The following is a 23610-nucleotide window of genomic DNA, read 5'->3' as shown; positions in this document are numbered from 1 at the left end:
CCTGAGGTGCCCGACTACGACATGCTCGTCATCGGATCCGGACCGGGCGGCCAGAAGGCCGCCATCGCCGCCGCCAAGCTCGGCCGTCGCGTCGCGGTCGTGGACCGCCCCGACATGGTCGGCGGCGTCTCCCTCCACACCGGGACCATCCCGTCCAAGACCATGCGCGAGGCGGTGCTCTACCTCACCGGCCTCACCCAGCGCGATCTGTACGGTCAGAGCTACCGGCTCAAGGACGACATCACCGTCGCCGACCTGACCTCGCGCACCCGGCACGTGGTGGGCCGCGAGGTCGACGTCATCCGCAGCCAGCTCTCCCGCAACCAGGTCTCCCTGTACGCCGGCGTCGGCCGCTTCGTCGACCCGCACACGGTCGCCCTGCGCGAGGTCACCGGCCAGGAACGGCTGCTCACCGCCGAGCACGTCGTCATCGCCACCGGCACCCGGCCCGCGCGGCCCGCCAGTGTGGAGTTCGACGGGCAGACGATCATGGACTCGGACAACGTCCTGTCGCTGGAACGGGTCCCGCGGTCCATGGTGATCGTCGGGGCCGGGGTGATCGGCATGGAGTACGCGTCGATGTTCGCCGCGCTCGGCAGCAAGGTCACCGTGGTCGAGAAGCGCCCGGGGATGCTCGACATGTGCGACGTCGAGGTCATCGAGTCACTGAAGTACCACCTGCGGGACCTCGCGGTGACGTTCCGCTTCGGCGAGACGGTCGCCGCGGTGGAGCGGCACGCCCGCGGCACGCTCACCGTCCTGGAGAGCGGCAAGAAGATACCGGCCGACGCCGTGATGTACTCGGCGGGCCGGCAGGGCCTCACCGACGAACTGGACCTCGCCAAGGCCGGGCTGGGCGCGGACGCCCGCGGCCGGATCACGGTGGACGAGCACTACCGCACCGAGGTGCCGCACATCTACGCGGTCGGCGACGTCATCGGGTTCCCCGCGCTGGCGGCCACCTCGATGGAACAGGGGCGGGCGGCCGCGTACCACGCGTGCGGGGAGCCCGTCGGCCGGACGCACCACCTCCAGCCGATCGGGATCTACACCATCCCGGAGATCAGCTTCATCGGCCGGACCGAGGACCAGCTGACGGAGGACCGGGTGCCGTTCGAGGTCGGCATCTCCCGCTACCGCGAGCTGGCCCGCGGGCAGATCATCGGCGACTCGCACGGCATGCTGAAGCTGCTCGTCTCCCCCGAGGACCGCACCCTGCTGGGGGTCCACTGCTTCGGCACGGGCGCGACCGAACTCATCCACATCGGCCAGTCGGTGATGGGGTGCGGCGGGACCGTCGACTACCTGGTCAACGCGGTGTTCAACTACCCGACACTCGCGGAGTCCTACAAGGTGGCCGCCCTCGACGCCACGAACCGGCTGCGGCAGATCGACCACATCGTGGACTGAGGGGTCTGGGCGGTCTGAGGAGTCTGAGCGGCCTGAGCGGCAGCCGGCGCCTACAGCTCCTCGTCGTCCACCACATGCATCGCGGCCTCCTCGGCGCCGGCCGCCCCGGCGTCGATGCCCACGTCGCTCGCGACCTCCTCCTTCACGGCGTCGGTGTGCGCGCCCTCGTCCGGGGCGACCAGGCGGCCGGCCCGCTCGTCGCCCGCCTCCGGGTCGACGGGTTCGCCCTCGCCGCCGGACAGGTCGCCGATGTCGTCGCCGGCGGGCAGCCCGACGTCCGGGACCTCCTCGGCGAGCCGCTGGTCGAGGCTCTCGCCCTCGTGCTGCTCGGCCGCGGTGGTGCCGTACTTGGTCACGCCGAGCGGCTTCTCCGGCGGTGAGTAGCCCTCGTCCAGGGTGTCGTCGTACGTCCGCTCGTCAAGGGCGTCCTGCATGTCGAGCGGCGCCCCGTCCTCCTGCTCCTCGTTGCCGCCGATGGGCTGGTACGCGTCGTCGGCCATCGGCTCGGGGGTGTTCTCGCCCATGCCTACCTCCCTCACTCAGGCGCGGCGACTGTCGTGCCCGCGCGTGTCCTGAACCGCGTTTCCCGCAGGGCCGTGTCCAACCCAGGAAGATCCCCGACGCCCCCGTACGGCCGCCCACTTGTGGCTATCATCTCTCGCACACACCGCGTGACCACCCTGCGACGCAACGGCGTACAGTGTCCGCCACTCCCATGTCGGCCGCCCCGGCCCGAGGTCATCCCTTGGAGGCTCGTGGCGTTGTCCCACCCCCCACACTCTTTACGGCGCCGGGGCCGGGGTCCCGTGCGCCGTGCACGACGGAAAGCGGCGCAGCCATGAGCAACCCCAGGGGCAGAGGGCTCCAGGCCAACGCCCTCGGCACCTTCGAGACCGTGGTGATGGCGGTCGCGGGCAGTGCCCCGGCGTACTCGATCGCCGCGACCACCGCGGTCCTGGTGGGCGCGGTGGGGCTGGCCAGCCCCGCCGCGCTGCTGTACTGCGCGATACCCATGCTGGGCATCGCGCTCGCCTTCAGCCGGCTCAACCGGATCGCCGTGCACGCCGGGGCCGGATACTCCTGGGTCGGGCGCACCCTGCATCCCTTCCTGGGCTTCCTCAGCGGCTGGGCGCTGGTCGTCTCGGCGACGATCTTCATGGTGGCGGGGTCGCTGCCGGCCGGTGCGATGACGCTGGCCCTCTTCGACGAGGGGCTCGCCCACGACACCGCGCTGTCCACACTGGTGGGCGCCTGCTGGTTCCTGGTCATGCTTCTGGTGGTGCTGGGCGGGGCCCGGCTCACCGTGCGGGCCCAGTTCGTGCTGACCGGGGCCGAACTGCTCATCCTGGGGCTGTTCGCGGTGCTCGCCCTGTTCCGCGCCGACGGGGCCCGCGCGTTCGACTGGTCCTGGCTGGGCTTCGGGCACTTCGACGGCCTCGCCGGGTTCGCCTCCGGGGCGCTGATCGCCGCGTTCTACTACTGGGGCTGGGACGTCGCGAGCAACCTCAGCGAGGAGACCCGGGACAGCCGCCGGACGACGGGGCTCGCCGGTCTGGTCGGGGTCGGCATCGTCTTCCTGCTGTTCGAGGTCTTCACCATCGCGGTCAACGTCCTCCTGTCGTCCCGGCAGATCCGGGAGAACGACGCGAACCTGCTGGCGGTGCTCGGCGAGGAGGTGTGGCCGGGCTGGGGCGGCAAGGTGCTGATCGGGGCGGTGATGCTCTCCACCGTCGCCACCCTGGAGACCACGCTGATCCAGGTGACGCGCTCCCTGTTCGCGATGGGCCGGGACCGGACGATGCCCGCCGCGCTCGGCCGGGTGCACCGGCGCTGGAACACGCCCTGGGTGGCGATCGCGGTCGTCGGGGTGGTGGCACCGGCGATGTTCGTCGCGTCCAACCTCCTCGGCACGGTGGGCGACATCCTCCACGAGGCGATCGCCGCGATAGGACTGCAGATCGCCGTCTACTACGGCCTGACGGGACTCGCGGCGGTCGTCGCCTACCGCGGGCTGCTGCTCAGGTCGGTGCGGGACTTCCTGCTCGGCGGGGTGTGGCCGCTGTTCGGGTCGCTGTTCATGTTCGCGATCCTCATCGAGTCGCTGGGCGAGCTGAGCGGCTGCGCGATCGCCATCGGCATCGGCGGTCTGGCGGCCGGCGCGATCCCCATGGTCTGGTACTGGCGGCAGGGCAGCGACTACTACCGGCCGGCCGCGCTGGACGCCACGCGGACCGTCGAGGCGGACTACGTGCCCGCCGCCCGTGACGGCTCCTCCTCCCTCGTCCACGAGGGCTCTCCCACCGACTTCTGACGGAGGCCCAGGATGGCGCGAGGCGGATCCCGACGCGATCTCTCCCCCGACTTCGACCCCGACTGCGGCGACGCCGCCCTCACCCGCGCCCGTCAGGACATCGTCATCGGCCGCTGGCAGGGCCTGCGGGAGCTGCTGCGGGACACCGGCTCCGACTGGGCGTCCCGCGGGCACCGGGTCCGCTCGCTGGCGCAGGCGTGTGCGGCCAGTTCGACGGCGGAGTCCTGGCTGGCCGCCGAACCCCACGACGCCGACGCGCTCGTGCTGCGGGCGGCGACCGAGACGGCCCGGGCGTTCACCGTCGCCGTGACCGCCGGCCGGGGCGTCCCCGTCGACCAGCGGCGCGTCGACGCGGCGGTCCTGGCGTGCCTGCGGGCCACCGAGGCGCACCCGGAGGACCCGACGCCGTGGGTGTCGCTCATCTCCGTCGCGCGGCTGTATCCCTCGGGGGTGCGCCGGCGGGAACTGGGCCGCTGGTGGGACGAGTTGCACCGCCGCGACCCGTACAGCGTCGAGGGGCACCTGCAGGTGCTCCACTACTACTCGTCCCGGTGGCACGGCTCGCACGGCATGATGTACGACTTCGCCCGGGACGCCGCCGGGGTGGCGCCACCCGGCTGCCCGCTCCCGGTGCTGGTCCAGTACGCCCGGGTCGAGGAGTACCGCTACGCCCTGGACGCCAGTGGGGGGCAGCACGCCTCCATGGGGCTCGGCACGCACTGGAGCGGCGACGGCGCCGTCGGGGACGTCCGCCGCACCTGGGAGCGCTGGATCAGGGGACGCCCCGGGACCGCCGTGGCCCCGGCCGAGGTGCGCGACCTCAATCACCTGGCGCACGCCGCCTGTCAGGCGGGCGTCCACGACATCGCCGGGCCGCTGCTGCGGATGCTGGCCGGGCGCGCCACCCGCACTCCGTGGGCGTACACCGGCGATCCGGCCAAGCAGTTCGTGCGGTGGCGGCGCGAGATCGAGGTACGGGACTGACGGCTCACAGCGTCCGGCGCCGGACCAGCAGCGCCAGGACCAGCAGGCCCGGAACCAGCGGCAGCCACACCGTCAGCAGCCGGTAGCCGAGGACCGCGGAGGCGGCGGTGGCCGCCGGGGCCCCGGCCGTGGTGAGGGCGTAGGCGAGCACGGCGTCCAGGGAGCCGAGGCCGCCGGGCGTCGGCAGCAGCGCGGCCGCCCCGCTCGCCGCGAGGTACAGCACGGCCAGCCGGGCCGGGCCGAGGGTCAGCCCGACCGCCTGGGCGACGGCGGTGAGCGCGGCGCAGTGCCCCAGGACGTACCCGAGGGAGCCGCCCCACAGGGCCGCCGCCCGGGCCGGCCGGGCGTGGACGGCGACGCCGTGGCCGCGCAGCGCGGTCAGGACGGCGCGGCCCCGGGACCGTACGGTGGCGCTCAGCAGCAGGAGGCACAGGGCCGCCGCGCACAGGGCGGCCGGTACTCCCCCGCCGCCGCGCGGCAGACGCAGCACACCCGGGCAGGCCAGGACGAGGCCGGCGATCAGGAGCGCCCGTACGGCCACCCCGGCGGTGCCCTTGACGGCCAGCGCGGTGGCGGCGTGGGCGAGCGTCAGGCCGGCCCGCACGAGGTAGCGCAGGTTCACCGCGCCGGAGCCGAGTCCGGCGGGCAGCACATGGCCCGCGGCGGACGCGGCGAACTGGGCACCCACCAGGGCCGTGGGCGGCAGTCGCCGCAGCACGGCACCCTGCTGGGCGAGCGCCGCGCACGGCCAGGTGGTCAGGGTGGCCGCGGCGGCCGCGAGCAGCCAGGCCCGGTCGGCGGTGGCGAGCCGGACGGCGCCGGTGTGCAGCACCGGCCAGTGGCGCCCGGCCAGCCACACCACGGCCGGCAGGACGGCGAGGGTGAGGGCGGTGTGCGCGTAGGCGCGTGCGCGCCGGGCGGGGGTGAGGGCCGGGTCCGGCGTCATCCGGATCCGCCCGCGCCCGGGAGCGGGGCGATGCGGGCGTCCAGGCGGGGCAGGCGGTGCAGTTCCCAAGTGCGGGCGTACGCGGGGCCGTTGCCGCGGCGCGGGCTGAGGACCGCGACGGGGGTGCGGCGGGCGGTGTCCAGGATCGCGGCCTCGGAGGTGTCGGCATTGTGGCCGCTGACGGCGCCGGAGGCGCAGCCGGTGTAGAAGGCGATGGGGATGGACTGCTCCCCGGCGAGCAGGCAGGGCGGGCGTACGCCGAGCCGGTGGAGCTCGGTGGCCGAGCGGGCCCAGGCGAGCCGGGCCTCGGTGGTGCGGTCCACGGTGCTGTCCAGGACGGCGAACTGCACGCCCAGGTGACCGGCGAGCGCCAGCCCGATCACGGCGAGGGCCACCGGGCGCCGGCGCCCGTCCCTGCCCACGGCCAGGTGGAACAGCGCGTCCACGACCGGGATGGCGAGCAGCGCGTAGGCGGGCAGCAGGAAGCGGGGGGCGGCGTAGCCGATGAGGAACAGATAGGGGACGGCGGCCGTGGTGGCGCAGGCCAGCGGGAGCAGGGTGCGCCGGGTGCGGCCGGAGCGGACGGCGACGAAGAGGGCGTAGCCGGCGAGCACCGGGAGCGTGAGCCACCAGGCGTAGATGCCCGGGTGGGGGAGTTCGCCGCCGCAGGGCCGGCACAGGGCGGATCCCATGAGGCTGCGCATCTGGTCGTCGACGGCGATGTTCCAGCCCAGGTCGCCCTGGATGCGGGACGCCTCGTTGAGCCGTTCGCGCAGTCCGCCGAAGGCGAGGAACGCCTCGACGACCCACTCGACGCCCCCGGCGGCCAGGCCCCCGGCGAGTGCGGCCCCGAGCCGCCAGTGGCGCCGGACGGCCACGAGGACGAGCAGCGGCAGCGTCACCCACACGGCGTCCGTGGGCCGCATCCAGGCCATCAGCGCGGCGCCGCCGACGACACCCCACAGGGCGGGGGTGTCGAAGCGGTCGGCGCGGACCCGCAGGAAGCAGCCGACGCAGATCAGCGCGCCGAACGCGACCCAGAGGTTGGGCATGGCCTGCGGGCCGTAGAACATCGTGATCCACAGGGTGACGAAGAAGGCGCCGGCGCCGGCCAGGACCCGGGCCGGGAACAGTCCGCGCCATACCCGCAGGGCCACGTACAGGCCGAGCCCGGACAGGACGGCGAGGTAGACGCGGAGCAGGATCGTGGACGACGACCAGGAGGCGACGGGCCACACCAGCAGGGAGACGCCGCGCGAGCGGGGGGCGCTGAAGAAGGCGGCGGGCGTGTCGGCGGAGACCTGGCTGACGTAGACGATCTCGTCCCAGCCCAGGCCCATGGCGGGGCCCACGAGCAGGAGTTGCGCGACGGTGAAGGCGCCGGCCACGGCCGCGAGCAGGAGGTCGCCGTGCAGCCGCCGCGGCCGGCCGGCCCCGGTCCGCTGATCGGGCCGTCCCGCGCTCATGAGCATGGGCTTGGTGCCGTGCGCCATCGATCACCCCTCACCCCCGCGCGTCGCGGGTCTTCTGGCCCCGCGGCCGGGCGGGTGGCGCGGGGAGCCGAAAAGATTAAAAACATCGACAAACTAACCCGCACCGGGCATGGGTGGGGGGTGGGTTCCGCCAGGTGCCGCACGGATGGCGCGTCCGCCCCGGTCAGCGCGCCCACCGGGGGTGGACCGACGCCACCCGGATGCCACACTCTGCTGTGTGGCTCCGACCTTCGCAGACCTCCTCGACCGCGCCCGATCCCTGGCCGACGGGGGCGGCCGTGCCGTCCTGGGCATCGCGGGCAGCCCCGGGGCGGGCAAGACGACCCTGGCCGAGACCCTGGTGCGGGAACTGAACGGAACAGGCGATCCCTGGGTGGCCCATGTGCCCATGGACGGCTTCCACCTCGCCGACTCCGAGCTCGAACGGCTCGGCCGCCGCGACCGCAAGGGCGCCCCGGACACCTTCGACGCGGCCGGGTACGCGGCCCTGCTGCGGCGGGTGCGCGAGGAGACCGGCGACGGCACCGTCTACGCCCCCTGGTTCGAACGGGTCCTGGAGCAGCCGATCGCCGGTGCCGTGCCGGTGGAGCCCACGGCCCGGCTGGTCGTCACCGAGGGGAACTACCTGCTGCTGGAGACGGGCGCCTGGGCGCTCGTGCGGCCCCAGCTGGACGAGGTGTGGTTCTGCGAGCTGGAGGAGCGGGAACGGCTGCGCCGGCTGATCGCCCGTCACGAGCGGTTCGGCAAGACGCACGAGGAGGCGGTGGCCTGGGTGACACGCTCGGACCAGCGCAACGCGGAGCTGGTCGCCGCGACCCGGGACCGGGCCGACCTGGTGGTCCCGGCGACCGCCCTGCCCTCGTGACACCGCGCCAGGGTGAACCCGGGCCCCTCCCGCGCCGTACCCCTGGGCACGGCGGAAGGTCCGCCGGTACGACTCCCGAGGCAGGTGGCGTCACCCCGGGTCCGGGGCCGGCGGCACCCCGGAGCGGATGATGGCGCTCGAACAGAACCCGGTCGCGCTCACGTCACCGGTGCCGGAGGCGCCCTCCGGCACCGCCGGTGAACGGCCCTCGGGGAGACCGCGGTGGCTGCTGCCCCTGCTGGTGGTGCTGCTGCTCGGGCAGATGGCCGTGGCCATGGTGACGACGGCCGTACAGCAGACGCCGACGATCGACGAACCCGTCTACGTGGGCACGGCCGCCGAGTACCTGCACACGCACGAACTGGTCCACAACCCCGAGCACCCGCCGCTCGGCAAGCTCGTGATCGGGCTGGGGGTGGCGCTCGCCGATCCGCACCTGGACGCCCGATTCAGCGGCGACCAGGGCGAGTTGGGCCGGCACCTGCTGTACGGGTCGGGCAACGACCCGTGGCGGGTGATGCTGTTCGCACGGCTTCCCGTGATCGTCCTGACGCTGGCGTTCGGCTGGGTCGCCTTCGTCTTCGCCCGTGAACTCGCCGGTTCGCTCGCGGGGTTGGTGGCGCTCGGGCTGTACACCTTTTCGCCCGACCTGATCGCGCACGGTTCGCTCGCCACGCTGGACGTCCCGGCGGCCGGGTTCGTGCTCGTGTCCGCGTGGCTGGCGTGGCGGGCACGCCGCCGGCCGTGCCGGTACGTGCCGCTCGCCGGAGCGGCGCTCGGGGCGGCCCTCGCGACGAAGATGAGCACGCTCCCGGCCGTGCCCGTCCTGCTCGCGCTCACCGCGCTGTCGGTGTGGTCCGCGCGGCCGCCGTCACTGCCCCGGCGCCTGGCACTGCGCCGGGCGGCCGTGGCCGCCGGCGTCGTGGCGCTGGTCGCGGTCGCCGTCGTCTGGGTGTCCTACCTGCTGGTCGATCCGCGGCTGCGCTGGGACCCGGACCAGCCGGTGCCGGTCGTGCACGGCCTGCGGGGTCTGGCGGTGGACCTGCTGCCGTTCCCCGAGTCCTACCGGGACGGCATGCGCGTCCAGTTCGCCTTCGAGAACCACCCCTGGCAGGGCTTCCTGTTCGGCCGGCTCTACACCGGGGCGCTCTGGTACTACCTGCCCGCCGCGCTGCTCGTGAAGACGCCGCTCGGCATGCTCGCGCTCGGGGCGGCGGGCACGGCGGCGGCGCTCGCGGTACGGCGGCTGCGGCCGGCGGCGCCCTATCTGCTGGTGCCCGCCGCCGTGCTGCTGGCCGCGGCGATGCTCGGCGCGCGCAACTTCGGGACGCGGTACGCCTTGTTCGTGCCGATGTTCCTGGCCGTGGCCGCGGGATGCGCGCTCGTCGTACGACGGCGGTGGGTCACGGCCGGGGTGGCGGCGCTGGTGGCGTTCGTCGCGGTCAGTTCGCTGCGGACGTTCCCCTACTATCTCCCCTACTCCAACGAGGCGTTCGGCGGTCCGGCGCAGACCCGGCTGCAGCTGCACGACTCGAACGTGGACTGGGGCCAGGATCTGGGACGGCTGGCCGACCGGCTGCGCGAGCGGTACCCGCACGAGCGGGTCTGGCTGGTCTACAAGGGCAGCGGGGTGCCGTCGTACTACGGCATCCGGTCCCGCGATCCGCGCGAGGTGCCGCCGCACGAGGTGCGCGGACTGCTCGTCGTGTCCGACTCGGCGGCGGCCAAGGCGACCGGCCGGCTGGCCCTGCTGATCGCCGGCAGTCGCCCCGTCGATACGGTCGGACACTCGATCACCCTCTACCGGCGGTGAGCGGGCGCCCGTTCGATCCCTGGTCACCACGGTGTGTGGGCTATGTTGAGGCACTGTGGAAGACAAAGGAGGCACACCTTCGCCCTCGCCCCAGCAGGCGCGCGCGCAGGCGTCCGCGATCACCTCGGGAAAGACCGCTCCGGAAGCGGAGGCTTCCCCGACTTCCCAGCTCAGGACCCTCTTCGACCAGCCCAGACTGTCGCCCGGGCAGCGCCGGATCGCCCAGTACCTGATCGAGCACCTCACGGAGGCGGCGTTCCTGTCGATCACCGATCTCGCGGAGCGGGCCGGGGTCAGCCAGCCGTCGGTGACGCGGTTCGCCGCGGCGGTGGGCTTCAGCGGTTACCCGGCGCTGCGGGAGAAGCTGCAGTCGATCGCCCTGGGGACGTTCGCGGGCGGTCCCGCGTCCGAGGAGAACGGCGCCAACGAGCTGCAGGCCGCCGTGGACGCCGAGATCGAGAACCTGGAGAACCTGCGGCGGGACTTCGTCGACCCCGACGAGGTGATCGACGTCGGCCGCAAGCTGTCCCGCTCCACGCCGCTGACCATCCTCGGGCTGCGCATCTCCGCCTCCCTCGCCGAGTACTTCGCCTACGCGGCCCGACGTATCCACCCCGACGTACGGCTGGTCACCCGGGGCGGCAGTGTCGCCTACGACGCCCTGCTCCAGTCGCGCGAGGCCGGCGGCACCTGGGTGCTGGCGTTCTCGATGCCCCGGCACGCCCAGGAGACGCTCACCGCGGTGCAGGTGGCGCGCAGCGCCGGCCTGAAGATCGCCCTCGTCACCGATCTCGCGCTCGGCCCGGTGGCGGACGCCGCCGACGTCGTCTTCGCCACGGGCACCGGCTCCCGCCTGGTCTTCGACTCCTACGCGGCGCCCGGCGTGATGGCGGCAGCGCTGCTCCAGGCCATGACCGACGCCGATCCGGAGCGCACCCAGGGGCGCCTGGAGGACTACGAGCAGATCTCCGAGGAACACCAGTTCTTCCTGCGGGACTGACCGGTCCGCTCTCCCACCACACCTGCCGAACCACGGCACACGGGCAGCCTTCACTTCAAATCACGCATGAATGTTTTCATACGCCTTGCAAACCAGACGGCATATATAAATACTGCACACGCATCACCCGCCCGACAGAAGGCAGCCGGTCCGCTCATGCACACGTCGTCCCATCCGTCGTGTGCGTCCCGGCAGCCGCGTCGGGCTCCACAACGAACAGCGCCTGCCGCCGTCTCCTACCCGCGTCGGCGCACGGGCTGTTCGGTCGGGCACCGCCTGCGCGCGTGCCCGGTGGCGGCGGCCCCGGTCATCCCCTAGGCCGGGGCCGCGCCGAAAACCCGTCGGACACCCCGGACGACGCCGCACACCCGTGGAAGCGATGATCATGCCCCTGACGACGACGCGCATCAGCCCGGACTGGCCGTGCCAGGTCAAGACCCCCGGCTCCTACGACTGGGAACGCTCCGCGGCCAAGTGGCTGCGCGACCTCGTGCCGGCCCGCTACGCCAGCTACCCCGCGCTGATCCGCCACCCCGTCCTGCTGGCCCGGCACGCGCAGATCCAGGTGCAGCACGAGATCCGGGTCGCCCGCACCGCGCTGCAGACCGCCCGGGCCGACCTGCCGGCGCTGGGCCTTCCCGAGTCGGTCATCGAGCACACCATCAAGATGTACGCGGCCGAGGTCATGCAGCTGCAGCACATCGCGCGCAGTGTCCGCGCGGTGTCGCAGGCGCTGGTCGAGCGCGGGCGCTGACGCGGCGGCGGGTCACCGGTCAGCGCTCCTCGCCGCGTGCCGCGCAGCTGACCTCCGCCGACGGCGAGGCGTCCGACGCGGTCGCCGCCAGGAAGCCGAAGGTGACGCTCGCGCCCGGTTCGAGGCTGCCGTTCCAGTCCGCGTTGGCGACGGTCGCCGAGCCGTCGGCCCCGGTGGACAGCGTGCCGTCCCAGACCTGGGTCAGCCGGGCGCCGCCGGCCGGTACGACCGTCGCCGTCCAGGCCGAGACGGCCGCGGACGGGGCACCGGTCACCGTCACCTCCCCCTGGAAGCCGCCCTGCCAGCTGGAGACGGTCCGGAAGGACGCCGTGCAGCCCGCGTCGGCTCCGGGCGCGTCCCCGCCGGCTGCCTCGGACGCTGGGGCGGAGGGCTTCGCGGACACGGCGGGTTCCCGGGCCGCCCCGCTGCCGCCGTCGTCGCGTCCCGTCAGCAGGAGGGCCCCGCCGAAGCCGAGGACCGCCGCGGCCGTCACGGTCACCGCGAGGGCGGTACGGCGAAAGCCCGCGCCGTGCGCGACCGGAGCGGGAGCGGCGCCGCCGTACGGGACGGTCCCACCGTCCCCGGGGACGGCCGGCAGCTCCTGGGTGGCGTCGTCGGCGCCGGGGGCGGGCCGGGGCAGCGCCACCGTCTCGTACCCTCGGCCGACGTCCTCCTCCCACTCGCGGAAGAGTTCCGCGAGCGCGTCGGTACGGCGTGGGCGCAGGACGTGGATCGGTTCCAGGGCCGGTCCTTCGCCGGGTTCCGCGGGGTCGGGCTGGGTGGGCACACCGCTCTCCTTCCGTCCCGTCGTGCACGGGTGGGCCAATCCCCGGGAAGAGATACGGCGGTGCCGCCCCGCCGGTTCAGGCGCCCGCCGGAGCGGAACCGGTGACGAAACGGCGCAGCGACTCCTTCATGGCGGTGACGAAGGCGTCCCGCCGGGTGTCGTCCACGGCGTCCAGGGAGAGGTAGGGGTTGAGGTCCTCCAGCTCCACCAGCAGCAGGGCGCCGTCCGGGGCACGGCAGGCGTCGACGCGCTGGATACCGTGCCCGATGGTGTTCCACTCGACGAAGCGCCGGGCGAAGTCCAGGTCGGCGGCGCTCGGTTCGTACGGTTCGAGCTGCCAGCGCCGGTCGGTGTGCGGCGCGTACAGGGCGTACTGGAAGGCGTCGTCGACGAAGTAGAACGACACCTCGTAGGCGAAGTCGACGTGCGGCTGCACCAGGACGGTTCCGTCGGCGGCCTGGCGTGCCTCGGCCTTGGAGACCGTCCGCAGCCCGATGGAGTCGGCGCCCAGCTTGGGCTTGACCACGTACCGCCCGGCGCCGGGCAGCAGGTGCAGGTCCTCGGCCCGGTCCACGGTGGGGATGACCGGGAACCCGGCGGCGGTCAGGTCGAGCAGGTACTGCTTGCCCGCCATGTCCCCTTTGCCGGTGAGCGGGTTGTACACGCGGGTCCCGGCGGCGAGCGCGCGGCGCCGGAAGTCGTCGTACACGTCCTGGTAGCCGAGGACAGGGCCGCTGTTGCGGACGACGACCGCGTCGAAGGCGTCCATCAGCGCCGCCGCGTCGCGGGGGTGGCACAGCGCCAGGTCGAAGTCCTCGCGCAGCCGGGAGGTGAGATGGATGTCCTCGTCGCAGTAGCGGCGCCCGCGGGCCGGGTACGCGAGGTCGCTGACGTACAGGACGCGGGGACGGGCGGCTGGCATGCGGGGCTCCTGGGGCTGCGGTGGCAGCCGATCGTAAGCGGAGCCCCGATGTCCGGACAAACGTCGGACGGGGCTGTCCCGGGCCGGGGGCGCTCTGCCCTCGGCCGATCTGCCGCAGGCAGAGAAAGCCACCGGTGGCACCCGGCCCGGCCGACAGTGGGAGGCGACGGCATCCCATCACCGAGGAGGACCGATGACCCCACCTGTCACGCTCACGCCCCGCGCGGAGGAGGGCGAGACCCCGCCGACCCGGTTCGACGACCAACTCGCCTCCCAACTGCTGGGCCAGCGCATCGTGTTGCTGGGCACCGAGGTCACCGAGGCGTCCGCCAACCGGGTCTGCGCCCAGCTGCTCCTGCTGTCGGCGGAGGACCCGCGCACCGACATCAGCCTGTACATCAACAGCCCGGGCGGCTCGGTCCACGCGGGCCTGGCCATCTACGACACGATGCGGCTCATCCCGAACGACGTCTCGACGCTCGCGATGGGCTTCGCGGCCAGCATGGGCCAGTTCCTGCTGAGCGTCGGCACGGCGGGCAAGCGGTACGCGCTGCCGAACGCGCGGATCATGATGCACCAGCCGTCGGCGGGCATCGGGGGACCGCCGCGGACATCGAGATCCAGGCGGACAACCTGGAGTTCACCAAGCGGACCGTCGAGCGGATCACCGCCGAGCACACCGGCCAGACCCCGGAGACCATCTCCCGGGACGGGGACCGCGACCGCTGGTTCACGGCCGAGCAGGCCAGGGAGTACGGCATGGTGGACCGGGTCCTGGAGTCCCTCGCGGACGTCCGCCCGGCCGCGTCCAGGCGACGGATGGGGCTGTGATCATGGGGAACTACACGATTCCGTACGTCACGGAGCGCACCGCGCACGGCGAACGGTCCTCCGACGTGTTCAGCCGGCTGCTGTCCGAGCGGATCATCTTCCTCGGCACCGAGATCGACGACGGCGTCGCCAACGTCGTCATCGCGCAGCTCCTGCACCTGGAGTCGTCGGCGCCGGAGAGCGAGATCTCGCTCTACATCAACTCCCCGGGCGGCTCGTACACCTCGCTCATGGCGATCTACGACACCATGACGTACGTCCAGGCGCCGATCTCCACGTTCTGCGTGGGACAGGCGGCCTCGACGGCCGCCGTGCTGCTGGCCGGAGGGGACCCGGGCCGGCGGTTCGTACTGGAGCACGCCCGGGTCCTGCTGGGCCAGCCCGCGACCGGCGGCAGCCGGGGCGTGGTGTCCGACCTGGCCCTCCAGGCCAAGGAGATGGTCCGCATCCGCTCGCAGGTCGAGGAGGTGCTGGCGCGGCACACCCACCACGACCTCACGACGCTGCGCGCGGACATGGACCGCGACAAGGTGTTCACGGCGCCGGAGGCCGTCGCGTACGGGCTGGCCGACGAGGTGGTGAGCCGGCGCCTCGTGCGGGTCTGAGGCGCCGGCCCCGCGTCACGCGGCCAGGCACAGCCCGTCGTAGGGCGAGCCGGTCCGGCCGCGTCCGGACGGGGGCACCCGGCGGGAGGTGACCCGGGTGAGCTCGGTCTGGACGAGCGTCAGCAGGTCGCCCAGACCGAGGCCCAGGGCGCGGGCGGCGGCCGCGAGGACCTCGGAGGAGGCCTCCTTGCGGCCGCGCTCGACCTCGGAGAGATAGGGCATGGAGATCCTGGCCGCGTCGGCCACGTCCTTGAGCGTGCGCTCCTGGGCGAGGCGTTCGCGGCGCAGGACGTCGCCGACCAGGTCGCGCCACAGGGGCTCCCTGGGCGCGGCCGCCGGTGGCGCGGCGGTGCCGGGCGCGGTGGACGGCCGGGCGGGCGCGGGGCGTTCGGACGGGGGGCGGGTCGTCCCCGGGCGTACGGCGGCCGGACGCTGGACCGCTCGGCGCAGGGGGATGACGCGGGCTTCGTTCGGCGCTTGTTCGCTCACCGTCCCAGCCTAGGAGCCGGGGGCGTCAGGGGAAGATGAGCGCGTTCCGCCCTGGACGAAATCGGGCGGGGCGCCCGTCACTCGGCGCCGAGGCGCATGACCGCGCGGACACGCTTGCCGACCGGGACGCGTTCCACGACGACCTCGGTGGCCAGCGCGTGGACGATCTCCAGTCCGTGCCGGCCGATGCGTTCGGGGTCCTTGGGGAAGCGGCGGGGCAGCGCGGAGCTGCTGTCGTACACGCAGATCGACACCGTGTCGTCGGTGCCCTCGAGGTCCAGGATGTACGGGCCGTTGCTGTGCCGGTCGGCGTTGGTGACCAGCTCGCTGACCACGAGAAGCACCTGTTCCTCCACCGGCCGCCCGATGGTGGCGCACCATTCGGTCCTGAGCCGGCCGAGGAACAGCGCGGCGAAGGACCGCGCCTCGGCGATGCAGCCCTGTTCCCCGCTGAAGTGCGCCGTGCGCCGCAGCGGCTCCACGGGCACGTCGAAACCAGTCGGAATCACTGCCTCGTCCACGTGGTCGATCATCGTTTCTCTCTCGGTAGCCGGCACCGCCGGACACTACTTCACCAGTCCTCGTACCCAGTGCGGCGCCGTGCAGTCCAACCTCGTGACGCGCCGTACGTCACAGCGGCGACGAAGCCGTCTCCGGTCCCCGTGGAGGCGGAGCCCGTGGTGGTCGCACCGCCCGTCCGGGGGCGGCTCGGACGTCGTGGTCCCGGGCTCGGGGGGTCGGCTCTGTGCTCCGGCTCACCGGGGCTCGCAAGCCGACGCGGACGGCCCTCCCGGCGGGCGAGGCACCTGGGTGCTGCTTAGCGTGGGCAGCGTGAGCGCGCAGACCCCCTCCCGCCCGGCCGTCGCCGCCCACGGCTGGGTGCAGGCCCTCGTCGTGGTCCTGGCCACGGCCGTCGCCATGGGGGTGGTCGCGGCGCTGGGCCTGTGGGCGGCCGGGGCCGCGGACCTGCCGGACGGTGCCTTCCCCCGGGTGGTCGCCGCGACCTTGGTCACGGCGGTGGGCGGCACGGTCGAACTCACCGGCAGCGCCGGGGGTCTGGCCTCGTCCGACGCCGAGCTGACGGTGATCCCGCTGTCCGTGACGCTCACCGGGGCGCTGGTCGTGGCGGCCGGGTTCCTGCGGCCGCTGCGGCACCGGGCGGTCGCGGGCGCCGGGGAACTGGCGGGCTGGGCGGCCCGGATCGCCGTCCTGTGGGTCCTGGCCATGCTGGCCCTGTCCTTCGGGGCGCGCCAGACCTTCACCCTGTCCCTGGGCGACCTCGGCGAGGACGCGCTCGGCGATCTGGGGGAGCTGTTCGGCATCGAACCCGAGGTCGGCTTCACGACGGACGTGGCGCTGAGCGTCTTCTTCGGCACGCTGTGGCTGCTGGGCGTGCTGGTGCTGGCGCTGCTGGTCGCGCGCGGCGCCCCGCTGCCGGCCCGGCTGCTGCGTTTCCAGGAGTCGGTGCGGCCGGCCGCGTACGCGATGGTGGTGCTGCTGCTGGCGTACGTGGTGCTGGGCCTCGTGATCGGCCTGGTGGTGGCGGCGACGCGCGGCCATGTGGCGGAGACGTTCGCGGTGCTGCTGCTCGGGCTGCCGAACCTGGCGTGGCCGGCGCTGACGATCGGGCTCGGCGCGACGTGGACCGGCCGCGTGGAGGGGCCGTTCGGGCTGCCCATGCCGCAGGTCCTCGACGAGGTGCTGCGCGGCCGGGACGTGTCCGAGGTGAACCTGGGCACGCTCGCCGAGCAGGACGTCCGGATGTGGTGGCTGCTCGTCGTCGACGCCGTGCTGCTGCCGGCCGTCGCCGTCGTGATGGCCCGGCGCTCACCCGCCCGGGTGCGCCCCTGGCAGCACGCGCTGCGCATGGCGGTCGCGCTGGCGCTCACGGTGCTGATGATCTGCCTCGTCGGGCGGATCTCCGCGCACTACGGCCTGTCCATCCTCGGCATCGGCGACCTGGGCGGCGGCCTGGCCGGCGAGCTCTTCCTGAAGCCCCGGACCTGGGGCGCCCTCGGCCTGGCCCTGCTGTGGGGCCTGGTCACGGGGTTCCTCGGCGGCCTGCCGGCGCGGCGCCTGCGGCATCGCGGCGAGGTCCCGGCGACGACGGGGCCCGGGGTCCGGGGCTGAGGCGGCGGTGGACGTCGGGCGTCTGCCGAAGGGGGCGGGCGCCTGCCGGCACTCCGGATGCCCGCATGGGGGGTCCCGGCCCCAGCGGAGGCGCACCCTCGGGGAGTCCGTCGACGGGGCCGGCGTCGAGGGAGGTCTGGCGCCCCCCGGCACCGCGGAGAGCCTCGGCCGCCGCGAGGCGCTGGGCCCGAGCGCGCGGCATCGGTCGACTCACCGCCGGTGGGCGGGCCTCGCCTGATCGTCTCCGTCCGGGGGCGCCCTTCCGGGGGCTAGCCCACGGGCACGATCAGAGCGGGGACGGTGCGCTGCATGCGCAGGGCGTCCACCGACTCGGCGAGCAGTTCGTACTCGGTGGTGTCGTCGCTCACGGCGACCCGCACGAGCCGGCCCGCCGCCAACTCGTCGGCGATGAGCTCCTGTTGGTCCACGTCACCGCACCAGGCACGCAGCACGGCGGGGACGTCGGGCACGGTGTCGGCGACCGGGACGAGCGCAGCGGCGGGGATGCGCTCGGACTCCGGTCGCGGGTCTAATCGCTCGGCCATCCAGGACGCCCGGTCCCGCAGCCACCACAGGGCGAGGGCCAGGGTGGGCGCGCGGTAGGTACCGAGGGGTACGCCGATCCGCCGGCCGTCGCAGACGCCGTACGCGGTGACATGGCAAAGGAACTCGTCGTGCACGCAGCCTCCCCCGTGGTGCCGTGTTCGCCTGTCGGCGGACCTCGCTTCCCGTGCGGCTCGTGAGCGGTGTGTGAGCGCGCCGTCGCCCCACGTGAAGCACCCTCGCTGTCGAGTATGTTCAGTACTGAAACACTGTCACCATGACTTTCCGGCCAGTCTCCTGGCATATTCACGTCGGTCTTTGGCCTGAACCAGACGGAGACCTGGTCACCCTCCCGGATCCGGGACACGCGACAGCGCCCGCGGACCGGTCGAGGTCCGCGGGCGCTGTCGAAGCCCTCGGGGAGGGCGGGTTCAGCCCTTGATCACCGCGTCGATGCGGGCCAGTTCCTCCGCGTCGAAGTCCAGGTTGCGCGTCGCGGCGACGCTGTCCTCGATCTGGCGGGGGCTGCTCGCGCCGACCAGCGCCGAGGTGACCCGGCCGCCGCGCAGCACCCAGGCCAGCGCCATCTGGGCCAGCGTCTGGCCGCGGGACGTGGCGATCTCGTCCAGCGCGCGCAGTCGGCCGACCAGGTCCTCGGTGATGGCGTCGGAGTTCAGGAACGGGCTGTCGCTCGCCGCGCGCGACCCCTCGGGGATGCCGTCGAGGTAGCGGCCGGTCAGCAGGCCCTGCTCCAGCGGGGAGAAGACGATCGAGCCGACCTGGAGCTCGTCGAGCACGTCGAGCAGGCCCTCGTCCTCGGGGCGCCGGTCGAGCATCGAGTAGCGCGGCTGATGGATGAGGAGCGGGGTGCCCAGCTCGCCCAGGATGCGGGCGGCCTCGCGGGTCTGCTCCGCCGAGTAGTTGGAGATGCCGACGTACAGCGCCTTGCCCTGCTGCACCGCCGAGTGCAGCGCGCCCATCGTCTCCTCCATCGGAGTCTCCGGGTCGGGGCGGTGCGAGTAGAAGATGTCGACGTACTCCAGGCCCATCCGCTTCAGGCTCTGGTCGAGCGAGGACAGCAGGTACTTGCGCGAGCCCCACTCGCCGTACGGGCCGGGCCACATCAGATAGCCGGCCTTGGTCGAGATGATCAGCTCGTCCCGGTAGGGCGCGAAGTCCGCCTTCAGCGCCTCGCCGAACGCCGTCTCTGCGGCGCCGGGCGGCGGGCCGTAGTTGTTGGCCAGGTCGAAGTGGGTGACGCCCAGGTCGAAGGCGCGGCGCAGGATGGCGCGCTGGGTCTCGGCGGGGCGGTCGGGCCCGAAGTTGTGCCAGAGGCCGAGCGACAGCGCGGGGAGCTTGAGGCCGCTGCGTCCGGTGCGCCGGTAGGGCATGTCCGCGTAGCGGTCGGGGTGTGCGGTGTACAACGCGACTCCAGAGAGGTGGGCACACGGGGGGCGGCTCGCGTGAGACGCCGTTCCGGTCGCCGTCCATGCTGTCGCGACCTGCGGGCAGTGGTCCAACAGGTAAATCAGATGGGATTCAGCGGCTAGGCTGCTCAATCATGGAACTGCGCCATCTCCAGCACTTCGTGGCGGTCGCCGAGGACCAGCATTTCACCCGTGCGGCCGAACGCCTCATGGTGTCCCAGTCCGGTCTGTCGGCCTCCATCCGGACCCTGGAGCGAGAGCTGCAGACGCCGTTGTTCGTGCGGACGACCCGCCGGGTGACTCTCACCCCGGCCGGGCGGGCGCTGCTGTGCGAGGCGGAGCGCATCCTCGCGCAGGTGCGGGCCGCGCACGAGGCGGTGGCGGCGGTGCAGGGCGTGCTGCGCGGGATGCTCGCGCTCGGCTCCGAGCAGTGCATCGCCGGGGTGCATGTGGCGGGGCTGCTCGCGGCCTTCCGGCGTGCGCATCCGGACGTGGAGATCTGTCTGCGGCAGGCGGGCTCCGGCGCGCTCGCGGAGGAGGTCGCGGCCGGGCGCCTCGACCTCGCCTTCGCCGTGCGGACCGCCCAGGAGGAGACCGACCAGCTGCGGGCCGTACCGCTGACCAGCGAGCCCATGACCGTGCTGTGCCACCCGAGCCATCCGCTCGCCCTGGCCGGCGCCGCGGTCACCCCCGAGGACCTCGGCGGCGAGGTGTTCGTCGACTTCCACCCGGACTGGGGGCCGCGCCGGGCCACCGACAGCGTGTTCGCCGCCGCGGGGGTGCGCCGGACGGTCGCCCTGGAGGTCAACGACGTGCACGGCCTGCTGGACCTGGTCGACGAGAACCTGGGGATCGCCGTCGTACCGCGCCACTTCCGGCACAAGCGGCCGTCGCTCACGGCCCTGCCGGTCAAGGGCGCGGGCGACACCGTGTACCGGACGGTCGCCCTGCTGCCCCCGGAGCAGGCCACGAGTCCGGCCGCACGGGCGCTGATGGGGTTGCTGGATACCGGGGGCGCCTGACGCGGACATGCGCGATGGTGGACCCATGCATGCCAAGGACATCCTCATCGAGGCCTACGGCCGGATCCGCGAAGAGGTCCATGCGGCCGTGGAGGGCCTCGGCCCCGGCGAGCTCGGCACCCGCCCCTCCCCCGACGCCAACTCCATCGCCTGGCTGATCTGGCATCTCACCCGGATCCAGGACGACCACATCGCCGACGCCTTCGGGCTCGAGCAGGTGTGGCTGGCGCAGGACTGGCACCGCAAGTTCGGGCTCGACCTGCCGCCCCACGACACCGGCTACGGCCACACCCCGGAGAAGGTCGCCAAGGTCCAGGTGTCCTCCGGCGACCTGCTGACCGGCTACTACGACGCCGTGCACGAGCAGTCCCTGGGCGCGCTGCGGACCGTGACCGCCGAGGACCTGGAGCGGATCGTCGACGAGAACTGGGACCCGCCGGTCACCCTCGGGGTCCGGCTGGTCAGCGTCCTGTCCGACGATCTCCAGCACGTCGGACAGGCCGCCTACGTCCGCGGGCTCCTTCAGAGCGCGTAACCCGGGAGCACGACGTCCTCCAGGAGGGCCTTGCGCTCGTCGAACGGGATGAACGCGCTCTTGACGGCGTTCACGGTCACCGTGCGCAGGTCCTCGACCGTCCAGCCGGCCTCCTCGACCAGCAGTGCCATCTCGCGGGTCATCGTCGTGCCGGAGACGAGCCGGTTGTCGGTGTTGAGGGTGACCCGGAAGCCGAGGTCCTTGAGCGCGGTGATGGGGTGCCCGGCGATCGACGTGGCGGCACCGGTCTGCAGGTTGGACGTGGGGCACATCTCCAGGGCGATCCGGCGGTCACGCACCCAGCCGGCCAGTCGGCCGAGCTTGCCGTCGACGATGTCCTCGGTGATCCGTACGCCGTGGCCGATGCGCTGTGCGCCGCAGATCTGCACGGCCTGGTGGATGCTCGGCAGGCCGTGCGCCTCGCCGGCGTGGATGGTGAAGGGCACGCTCTCGCGGCGCAGGTGCTGGAACGCGTCGAGGTGGTCGGCGGCCGGGAAGCCGTCCTCGGCCCCGGCGATGTCGAAGCCGACGACGCCGGAGTCCCGGAAGGCGACGGCCAGGTCGGCGGCCTCGCGCACCCGGTCGAACATCCGCATGCCGCACAGCAGCGTGCCCACCCGCACGGGGGTGCCGGCCGCGGCAGCCTTGGCCATGCCGACGGCCAGACCCTCCTGGACGGTCTCCACGACCTCGGCCATGGTCAGCCCGCCCCGGGTGTTCAGCTCGGGGGCATAGCGCACCTCGCCGTAGACGACGCCGTCGGCGGCGAGGTCCAGGACGTACTCCTCGGCGGTGCGCAGCAGGCCCTCGCGGGTCTGCATCACGGCGAGGGTGTGCTCGAAGGTGGCTATGTAGCGGACCAGATCGCCGGAGTTGGCGGCCTCGAAGTACCAGGCGGCGAGCTCGTCGGGGTCGGTGGTGGGCAGGGTGTGCCCGATCTCCGCCGCGAGCTCCACCACGGTGGTGGGGCGCAGTCCGCCGTCGAGGTGGTCGTGCAGGACGGCCTTCGGGAGGCGGCGGATCACATCGGTGTCTACGCGCGTAGCGGTCATGGTGCGGTCTTTCTCGGTCGGGCGGGGTGCGATGGGGCGGGACGGGTCAGCCGGCGGGCTGGAGCAGGTCCCAGCGGTTGCCGTACAGGTCCTGGAAGACGGCGACGGAACCGTACGGTTCGTGCCGGGGCTCCTCCAGGAAGGTCACGCCGGCCGCGAGCATGCGGGCGTGGTCGCGGCCGAAGTCGTCGGTGTGCAGGAAGAACCCGACCCGTCCGCCGGTCTGGTCCCCGACGCGCGCCCGCTGGCCGTCCCCCTTGGCGCGGGCCAGCAGCAGTCCGGTGCCCTGGCCGTCCGGCGCCACGACGACCCAGCGGGAGCCGTCGGGGCGCGGGGCGTCCTCGACGAGCCGGAAACCGAGGGCGTCGGTGTAGAAGCGGATCGCCTCGTCGTAGTCGTCGACGACGAGGGTGACCAGGGCGAGATAGGACATCGGGGCCTTCCGGGACGGGTGGTCGACGGGAGAGGTTATACGTAAAACGTGGGCGGCGCCAGTCCCGGGAGGGGACGCGCCGGTGGGCGCGTGACGTGGGACCCGGCCCGGACGTCCAGGAGGGCGGCGGGCGTGCGGGCTCCCGCCCCGGGGCCGGCACACCCGCCGGCGAAGGCCCACCGGCGTGGCACTCCCCCGGGCAGAGACCGCACGGGTCTCAACTTCCCTGCCCGCGCCCCGCGTTCAGCCGGTCCAGCTCCGCCTCGGTCAGGCGCAGGGCGCCGGCGGCCACGTTCTCCCTCAGATGGCTGGGCTTCCCGGTGCCGGGGATGGCGAGGACGTGCGGTCCCTGGCTCAGGGTCCAGGCGATACGTATCTGGGCGGGGGTGACGCCGTGGGCCCGTGCGAGGGCCAGGACGTCCGCGTCGTGCGCGTCGGTCGCGCCCTGCTCCCCCACGTCTCCGGCCACCGTGTAGAAGGGCACGAACGCGATGCCCGCCGCGCCGCACAGGCGCAGCAGTTCGTCGGCGTCCGGGTCGGGCCGGTCGAGGGCGTAGCGGTTCTGGACGGCGACCACGGGGGCGATGGCCCGGGCCTCGGCGAGGTGGCGCGGCCGGACGGCGGAGATGCCGAGGTGGCGGACGAGTCCGGCCTCGCGCAGTTCGGCCAGGGCGCCGAAGTGCTCGGCGATGGAGTCCTGCCGCATACAGCGCAGGTACACGAGGTCCAGGTGGTCGCGGCCGAGCTGGCGGAGGTTCTCCTCGACGTGGCCGCGCAGCTGGTCGGGCCGGGCGGCGGTGCCCCATGCGCCGTCGTACTCGCGGTGGGGGCCGACCTTCGTGGCGATGACGAGGTCGTCGGCGTACGGCGACAGCGCGGTGTTGATGAGTTCGTTGGCGGAGCGCAGGGCGGAGAAGTAGAAGGCGGCCGTGTCGATGTGGTTCACGCCGAGTTCGACCGCGGTGCGCAGGACGGCGATCGAGCGGTCCCTCCGACTGGGGACGCCATGGTGGAAGGCGGCGCTGCCCGTCAGCCGCATCGCGCCGAAGCCGAGGCGGTTGACGGTGCGGTCGCCGAGATCCCAGGTGCCCGCGGCGTGCGCGGTGATCGCTTCGGTGGTCATCGGCGGAGTGTCGCACACGCCGCGGGACCCGGGAGGGCGCTCAGCAGTAGAGGTTGGCGCCGGGGGAGACGCCGAGGATCTGGGTGAAGCGCTGGTAGGCGTCGACGCGGCTCTGGACCTGGGCGGGGTTCTTGC

At 73.3% G+C, this 23610-nt stretch carries 23 protein-coding genes and 2 pseudogenes; 12 read left to right on the top strand and 13 right to left on the bottom strand.

What is annotated here, in order from left to right; all coding sequences use genetic code 11:
- Positions 1–6 precede the first annotated feature (6 nt).
- Positions 7–1410, top strand: a complete 1404-nt coding sequence (gene sthA, locus ACFRAC_RS31890) for a Si-specific NAD(P)(+) transhydrogenase (RefSeq protein WP_382936334.1) — start codon at positions 7–9, stop codon at positions 1408–1410.
- Between the two features lie 50 nt (positions 1411–1460).
- Here sthA and ACFRAC_RS31885 read toward each other — a convergent pair whose 3' ends face one another.
- Entirely contained in the window at positions 1461–1934 is a 474-nt protein-coding gene (locus ACFRAC_RS31885; protein ID WP_382936329.1) for a DUF5709 domain-containing protein, read from the bottom strand.
- Positions 1935–2248: 314 nt separating this feature from the next.
- Between ACFRAC_RS31885 and ACFRAC_RS31880 the strand changes: the two genes are divergently transcribed.
- Positions 2249–3721 carry an APC family permease gene (locus tag ACFRAC_RS31880; protein WP_382936325.1) on the top strand — a complete coding sequence of 491 codons (1473 nt, stop codon included), beginning with the start codon at positions 2249–2251 and terminating at the stop codon, positions 3719–3721.
- Between the two features lie 12 nt (positions 3722–3733).
- Positions 3734–4705, top strand: coding sequence for a hypothetical protein (locus ACFRAC_RS31875; RefSeq protein ID WP_382936320.1), 972 nt, complete (start codon positions 3734–3736; stop codon positions 4703–4705).
- A 4-nt stretch (positions 4706–4709) separates the two neighbouring features.
- Here ACFRAC_RS31875 and ACFRAC_RS31870 read toward each other — a convergent pair whose 3' ends face one another.
- Both ACFRAC_RS31870 and ACFRAC_RS31865 read right to left on the bottom strand, forming a co-directional pair.
- On the bottom strand, positions 4710–5651 hold the full coding sequence (locus ACFRAC_RS31870) for a lysylphosphatidylglycerol synthase domain-containing protein (RefSeq protein ID WP_382936314.1): 942 nt from the start codon (positions 5649–5651) through the stop codon (positions 4710–4712).
- Entirely contained in the window at positions 5648–7144 is a 1497-nt protein-coding gene (locus ACFRAC_RS31865) for a hypothetical protein (protein ID WP_382936309.1), read from the bottom strand. The genes ACFRAC_RS31870 and ACFRAC_RS31865 overlap by 4 nt, the downstream gene beginning before the upstream one ends.
- Before the next feature lie 217 nt (positions 7145–7361).
- On the opposite strand from ACFRAC_RS31865, the gene ACFRAC_RS31860 reads away from it, so the two are divergent.
- The 4 genes from ACFRAC_RS31860 (at position 7362) to ACFRAC_RS31845 (ending at position 11576) form a co-directional block, all read left to right on the top strand.
- Positions 7362–8009, top strand: a complete 648-nt coding sequence (locus ACFRAC_RS31860) for a nucleoside/nucleotide kinase family protein (RefSeq protein ID WP_382936306.1) — start codon at positions 7362–7364, stop codon at positions 8007–8009.
- A 127-nt stretch (positions 8010–8136) separates the two neighbouring features.
- On the top strand, positions 8137–9822 hold the full coding sequence (locus ACFRAC_RS31855; protein ID WP_382936300.1) for an ArnT family glycosyltransferase: 1686 nt from the start codon (positions 8137–8139) through the stop codon (positions 9820–9822).
- Positions 9823–9877: 55 nt separating this feature from the next.
- The gene (locus ACFRAC_RS31850; RefSeq protein WP_382936293.1) at positions 9878–10822 is read left to right on the top strand and encodes a MurR/RpiR family transcriptional regulator; all 945 of its coding nucleotides are present in this window, start codon (positions 9878–9880) and stop codon (positions 10820–10822) included.
- A gap of 379 nt (positions 10823–11201) precedes the next feature.
- Positions 11202–11576 carry a hypothetical protein gene (locus tag ACFRAC_RS31845; protein ID WP_164492250.1) on the top strand — a complete coding sequence of 125 codons (375 nt, stop codon included), beginning with the start codon at positions 11202–11204 and terminating at the stop codon, positions 11574–11576.
- A gap of 19 nt (positions 11577–11595) precedes the next feature.
- Here the strand turns inward: ACFRAC_RS31845 and ACFRAC_RS31840 are convergent, their stop codons facing one another.
- Together ACFRAC_RS31840 and ACFRAC_RS31835 are read right to left on the bottom strand one after the other, a co-directional pair.
- Positions 11596–12363, bottom strand: coding sequence for a cellulose binding domain-containing protein (locus ACFRAC_RS31840; protein WP_382936286.1), 768 nt, complete (start codon positions 12361–12363; stop codon positions 11596–11598).
- A gap of 76 nt (positions 12364–12439) precedes the next feature.
- Complete coding sequence (locus tag ACFRAC_RS31835; RefSeq protein WP_382936282.1) at positions 12440–13285, bottom strand: hypothetical protein; 846 nt, start codon at positions 13283–13285, stop codon at positions 12440–12442.
- Between the two features lie 193 nt (positions 13286–13478).
- Here ACFRAC_RS31835 and ACFRAC_RS31830 point away from each other — a divergent pair.
- A pseudogene (locus tag ACFRAC_RS31830) lies at positions 13479–14116 on the top strand (ClpP family protease).
- A 2-nt stretch (positions 14117–14118) separates the two neighbouring features.
- Positions 14119–14721, top strand: a complete 603-nt coding sequence (locus ACFRAC_RS31825) for an ATP-dependent Clp protease proteolytic subunit (protein WP_361353047.1) — start codon at positions 14119–14121, stop codon at positions 14719–14721.
- A 15-nt stretch (positions 14722–14736) separates the two neighbouring features.
- On the opposite strand, the gene ACFRAC_RS31820 is transcribed toward ACFRAC_RS31825, so the two are convergent.
- Positions 14737–15210, bottom strand: coding sequence for a helix-turn-helix domain-containing protein (locus ACFRAC_RS31820; protein WP_382936275.1), 474 nt, complete (start codon positions 15208–15210; stop codon positions 14737–14739).
- A gap of 77 nt (positions 15211–15287) precedes the next feature.
- Complete coding sequence (locus ACFRAC_RS31815) at positions 15288–15743, bottom strand: ATP-binding protein (RefSeq protein ID WP_382936271.1); 456 nt, start codon at positions 15741–15743, stop codon at positions 15288–15290.
- Positions 15744–16041: 298 nt separating this feature from the next.
- On the opposite strand from ACFRAC_RS31815, the gene ACFRAC_RS31810 reads away from it, so the two are divergent.
- Positions 16042–17340 (top strand): streptophobe family protein, encoded by a 1299-nt coding sequence (locus ACFRAC_RS31810; RefSeq protein ID WP_382936266.1) that lies wholly within the window; start codon positions 16042–16044, stop codon positions 17338–17340.
- A gap of 269 nt (positions 17341–17609) precedes the next feature.
- Here the strand turns inward: ACFRAC_RS31810 and ACFRAC_RS31805 are convergent, their stop codons facing one another.
- Together ACFRAC_RS31805 and mgrA are read right to left on the bottom strand one after the other, a co-directional pair.
- Positions 17610–18020 (bottom strand): hypothetical protein, encoded by a 411-nt coding sequence (locus ACFRAC_RS31805; protein ID WP_382936262.1) that lies wholly within the window; start codon positions 18018–18020, stop codon positions 17610–17612.
- Between the two features lie 294 nt (positions 18021–18314).
- The gene (gene mgrA, locus ACFRAC_RS31800; RefSeq protein ID WP_382936259.1) at positions 18315–19307 is read right to left on the bottom strand and encodes an L-glyceraldehyde 3-phosphate reductase; all 993 of its coding nucleotides are present in this window, start codon (positions 19305–19307) and stop codon (positions 18315–18317) included.
- A gap of 137 nt (positions 19308–19444) precedes the next feature.
- On the opposite strand from mgrA, the gene ACFRAC_RS31795 reads away from it, so the two are divergent.
- Positions 19445–20332, top strand: a complete 888-nt coding sequence (locus tag ACFRAC_RS31795) for a LysR substrate-binding domain-containing protein (RefSeq protein ID WP_382936253.1) — start codon at positions 19445–19447, stop codon at positions 20330–20332.
- Positions 20333–20357: 25 nt separating this feature from the next.
- Positions 20358–20867 (top strand): DinB family protein, encoded by a 510-nt coding sequence (locus tag ACFRAC_RS31790; protein WP_382936248.1) that lies wholly within the window; start codon positions 20358–20360, stop codon positions 20865–20867.
- On the opposite strand, the gene ACFRAC_RS31785 is transcribed toward ACFRAC_RS31790, so the two are convergent.
- From ACFRAC_RS31785 to ACFRAC_RS31770, 4 genes and pseudogenes are all read right to left on the bottom strand, one after another.
- Positions 20855–21919, bottom strand: a complete 1065-nt coding sequence (locus ACFRAC_RS31785; protein ID WP_382936243.1) for an adenosine deaminase — start codon at positions 21917–21919, stop codon at positions 20855–20857. The genes ACFRAC_RS31790 and ACFRAC_RS31785 overlap by 13 nt on opposite strands.
- A 46-nt stretch (positions 21920–21965) precedes the next feature.
- Entirely contained in the window at positions 21966–22352 is a 387-nt protein-coding gene (locus tag ACFRAC_RS31780) for a VOC family protein (protein WP_382936239.1), read from the bottom strand.
- 217 nt (positions 22353–22569) lie between these two features.
- Positions 22570–23475 (bottom strand): aldo/keto reductase, encoded by a 906-nt coding sequence (locus ACFRAC_RS31775; protein ID WP_382936231.1) that lies wholly within the window; start codon positions 23473–23475, stop codon positions 22570–22572.
- Positions 23476–23515: 40 nt separating this feature from the next.
- Positions 23516–23610, bottom strand: a pseudogene (locus ACFRAC_RS31770) (chitinase); the annotation flags it as partial.

It is taken from the genome of Streptomyces sp. NPDC056628, assembly GCF_042792555.1.
GTDB lineage: Bacteria > Actinomycetota > Actinomycetes > Streptomycetales > Streptomycetaceae > Streptomyces.
The sequence above is the reverse complement of the archived record's forward strand: the minus strand, read 5'-3'. Positions and strand labels throughout refer to the sequence as shown.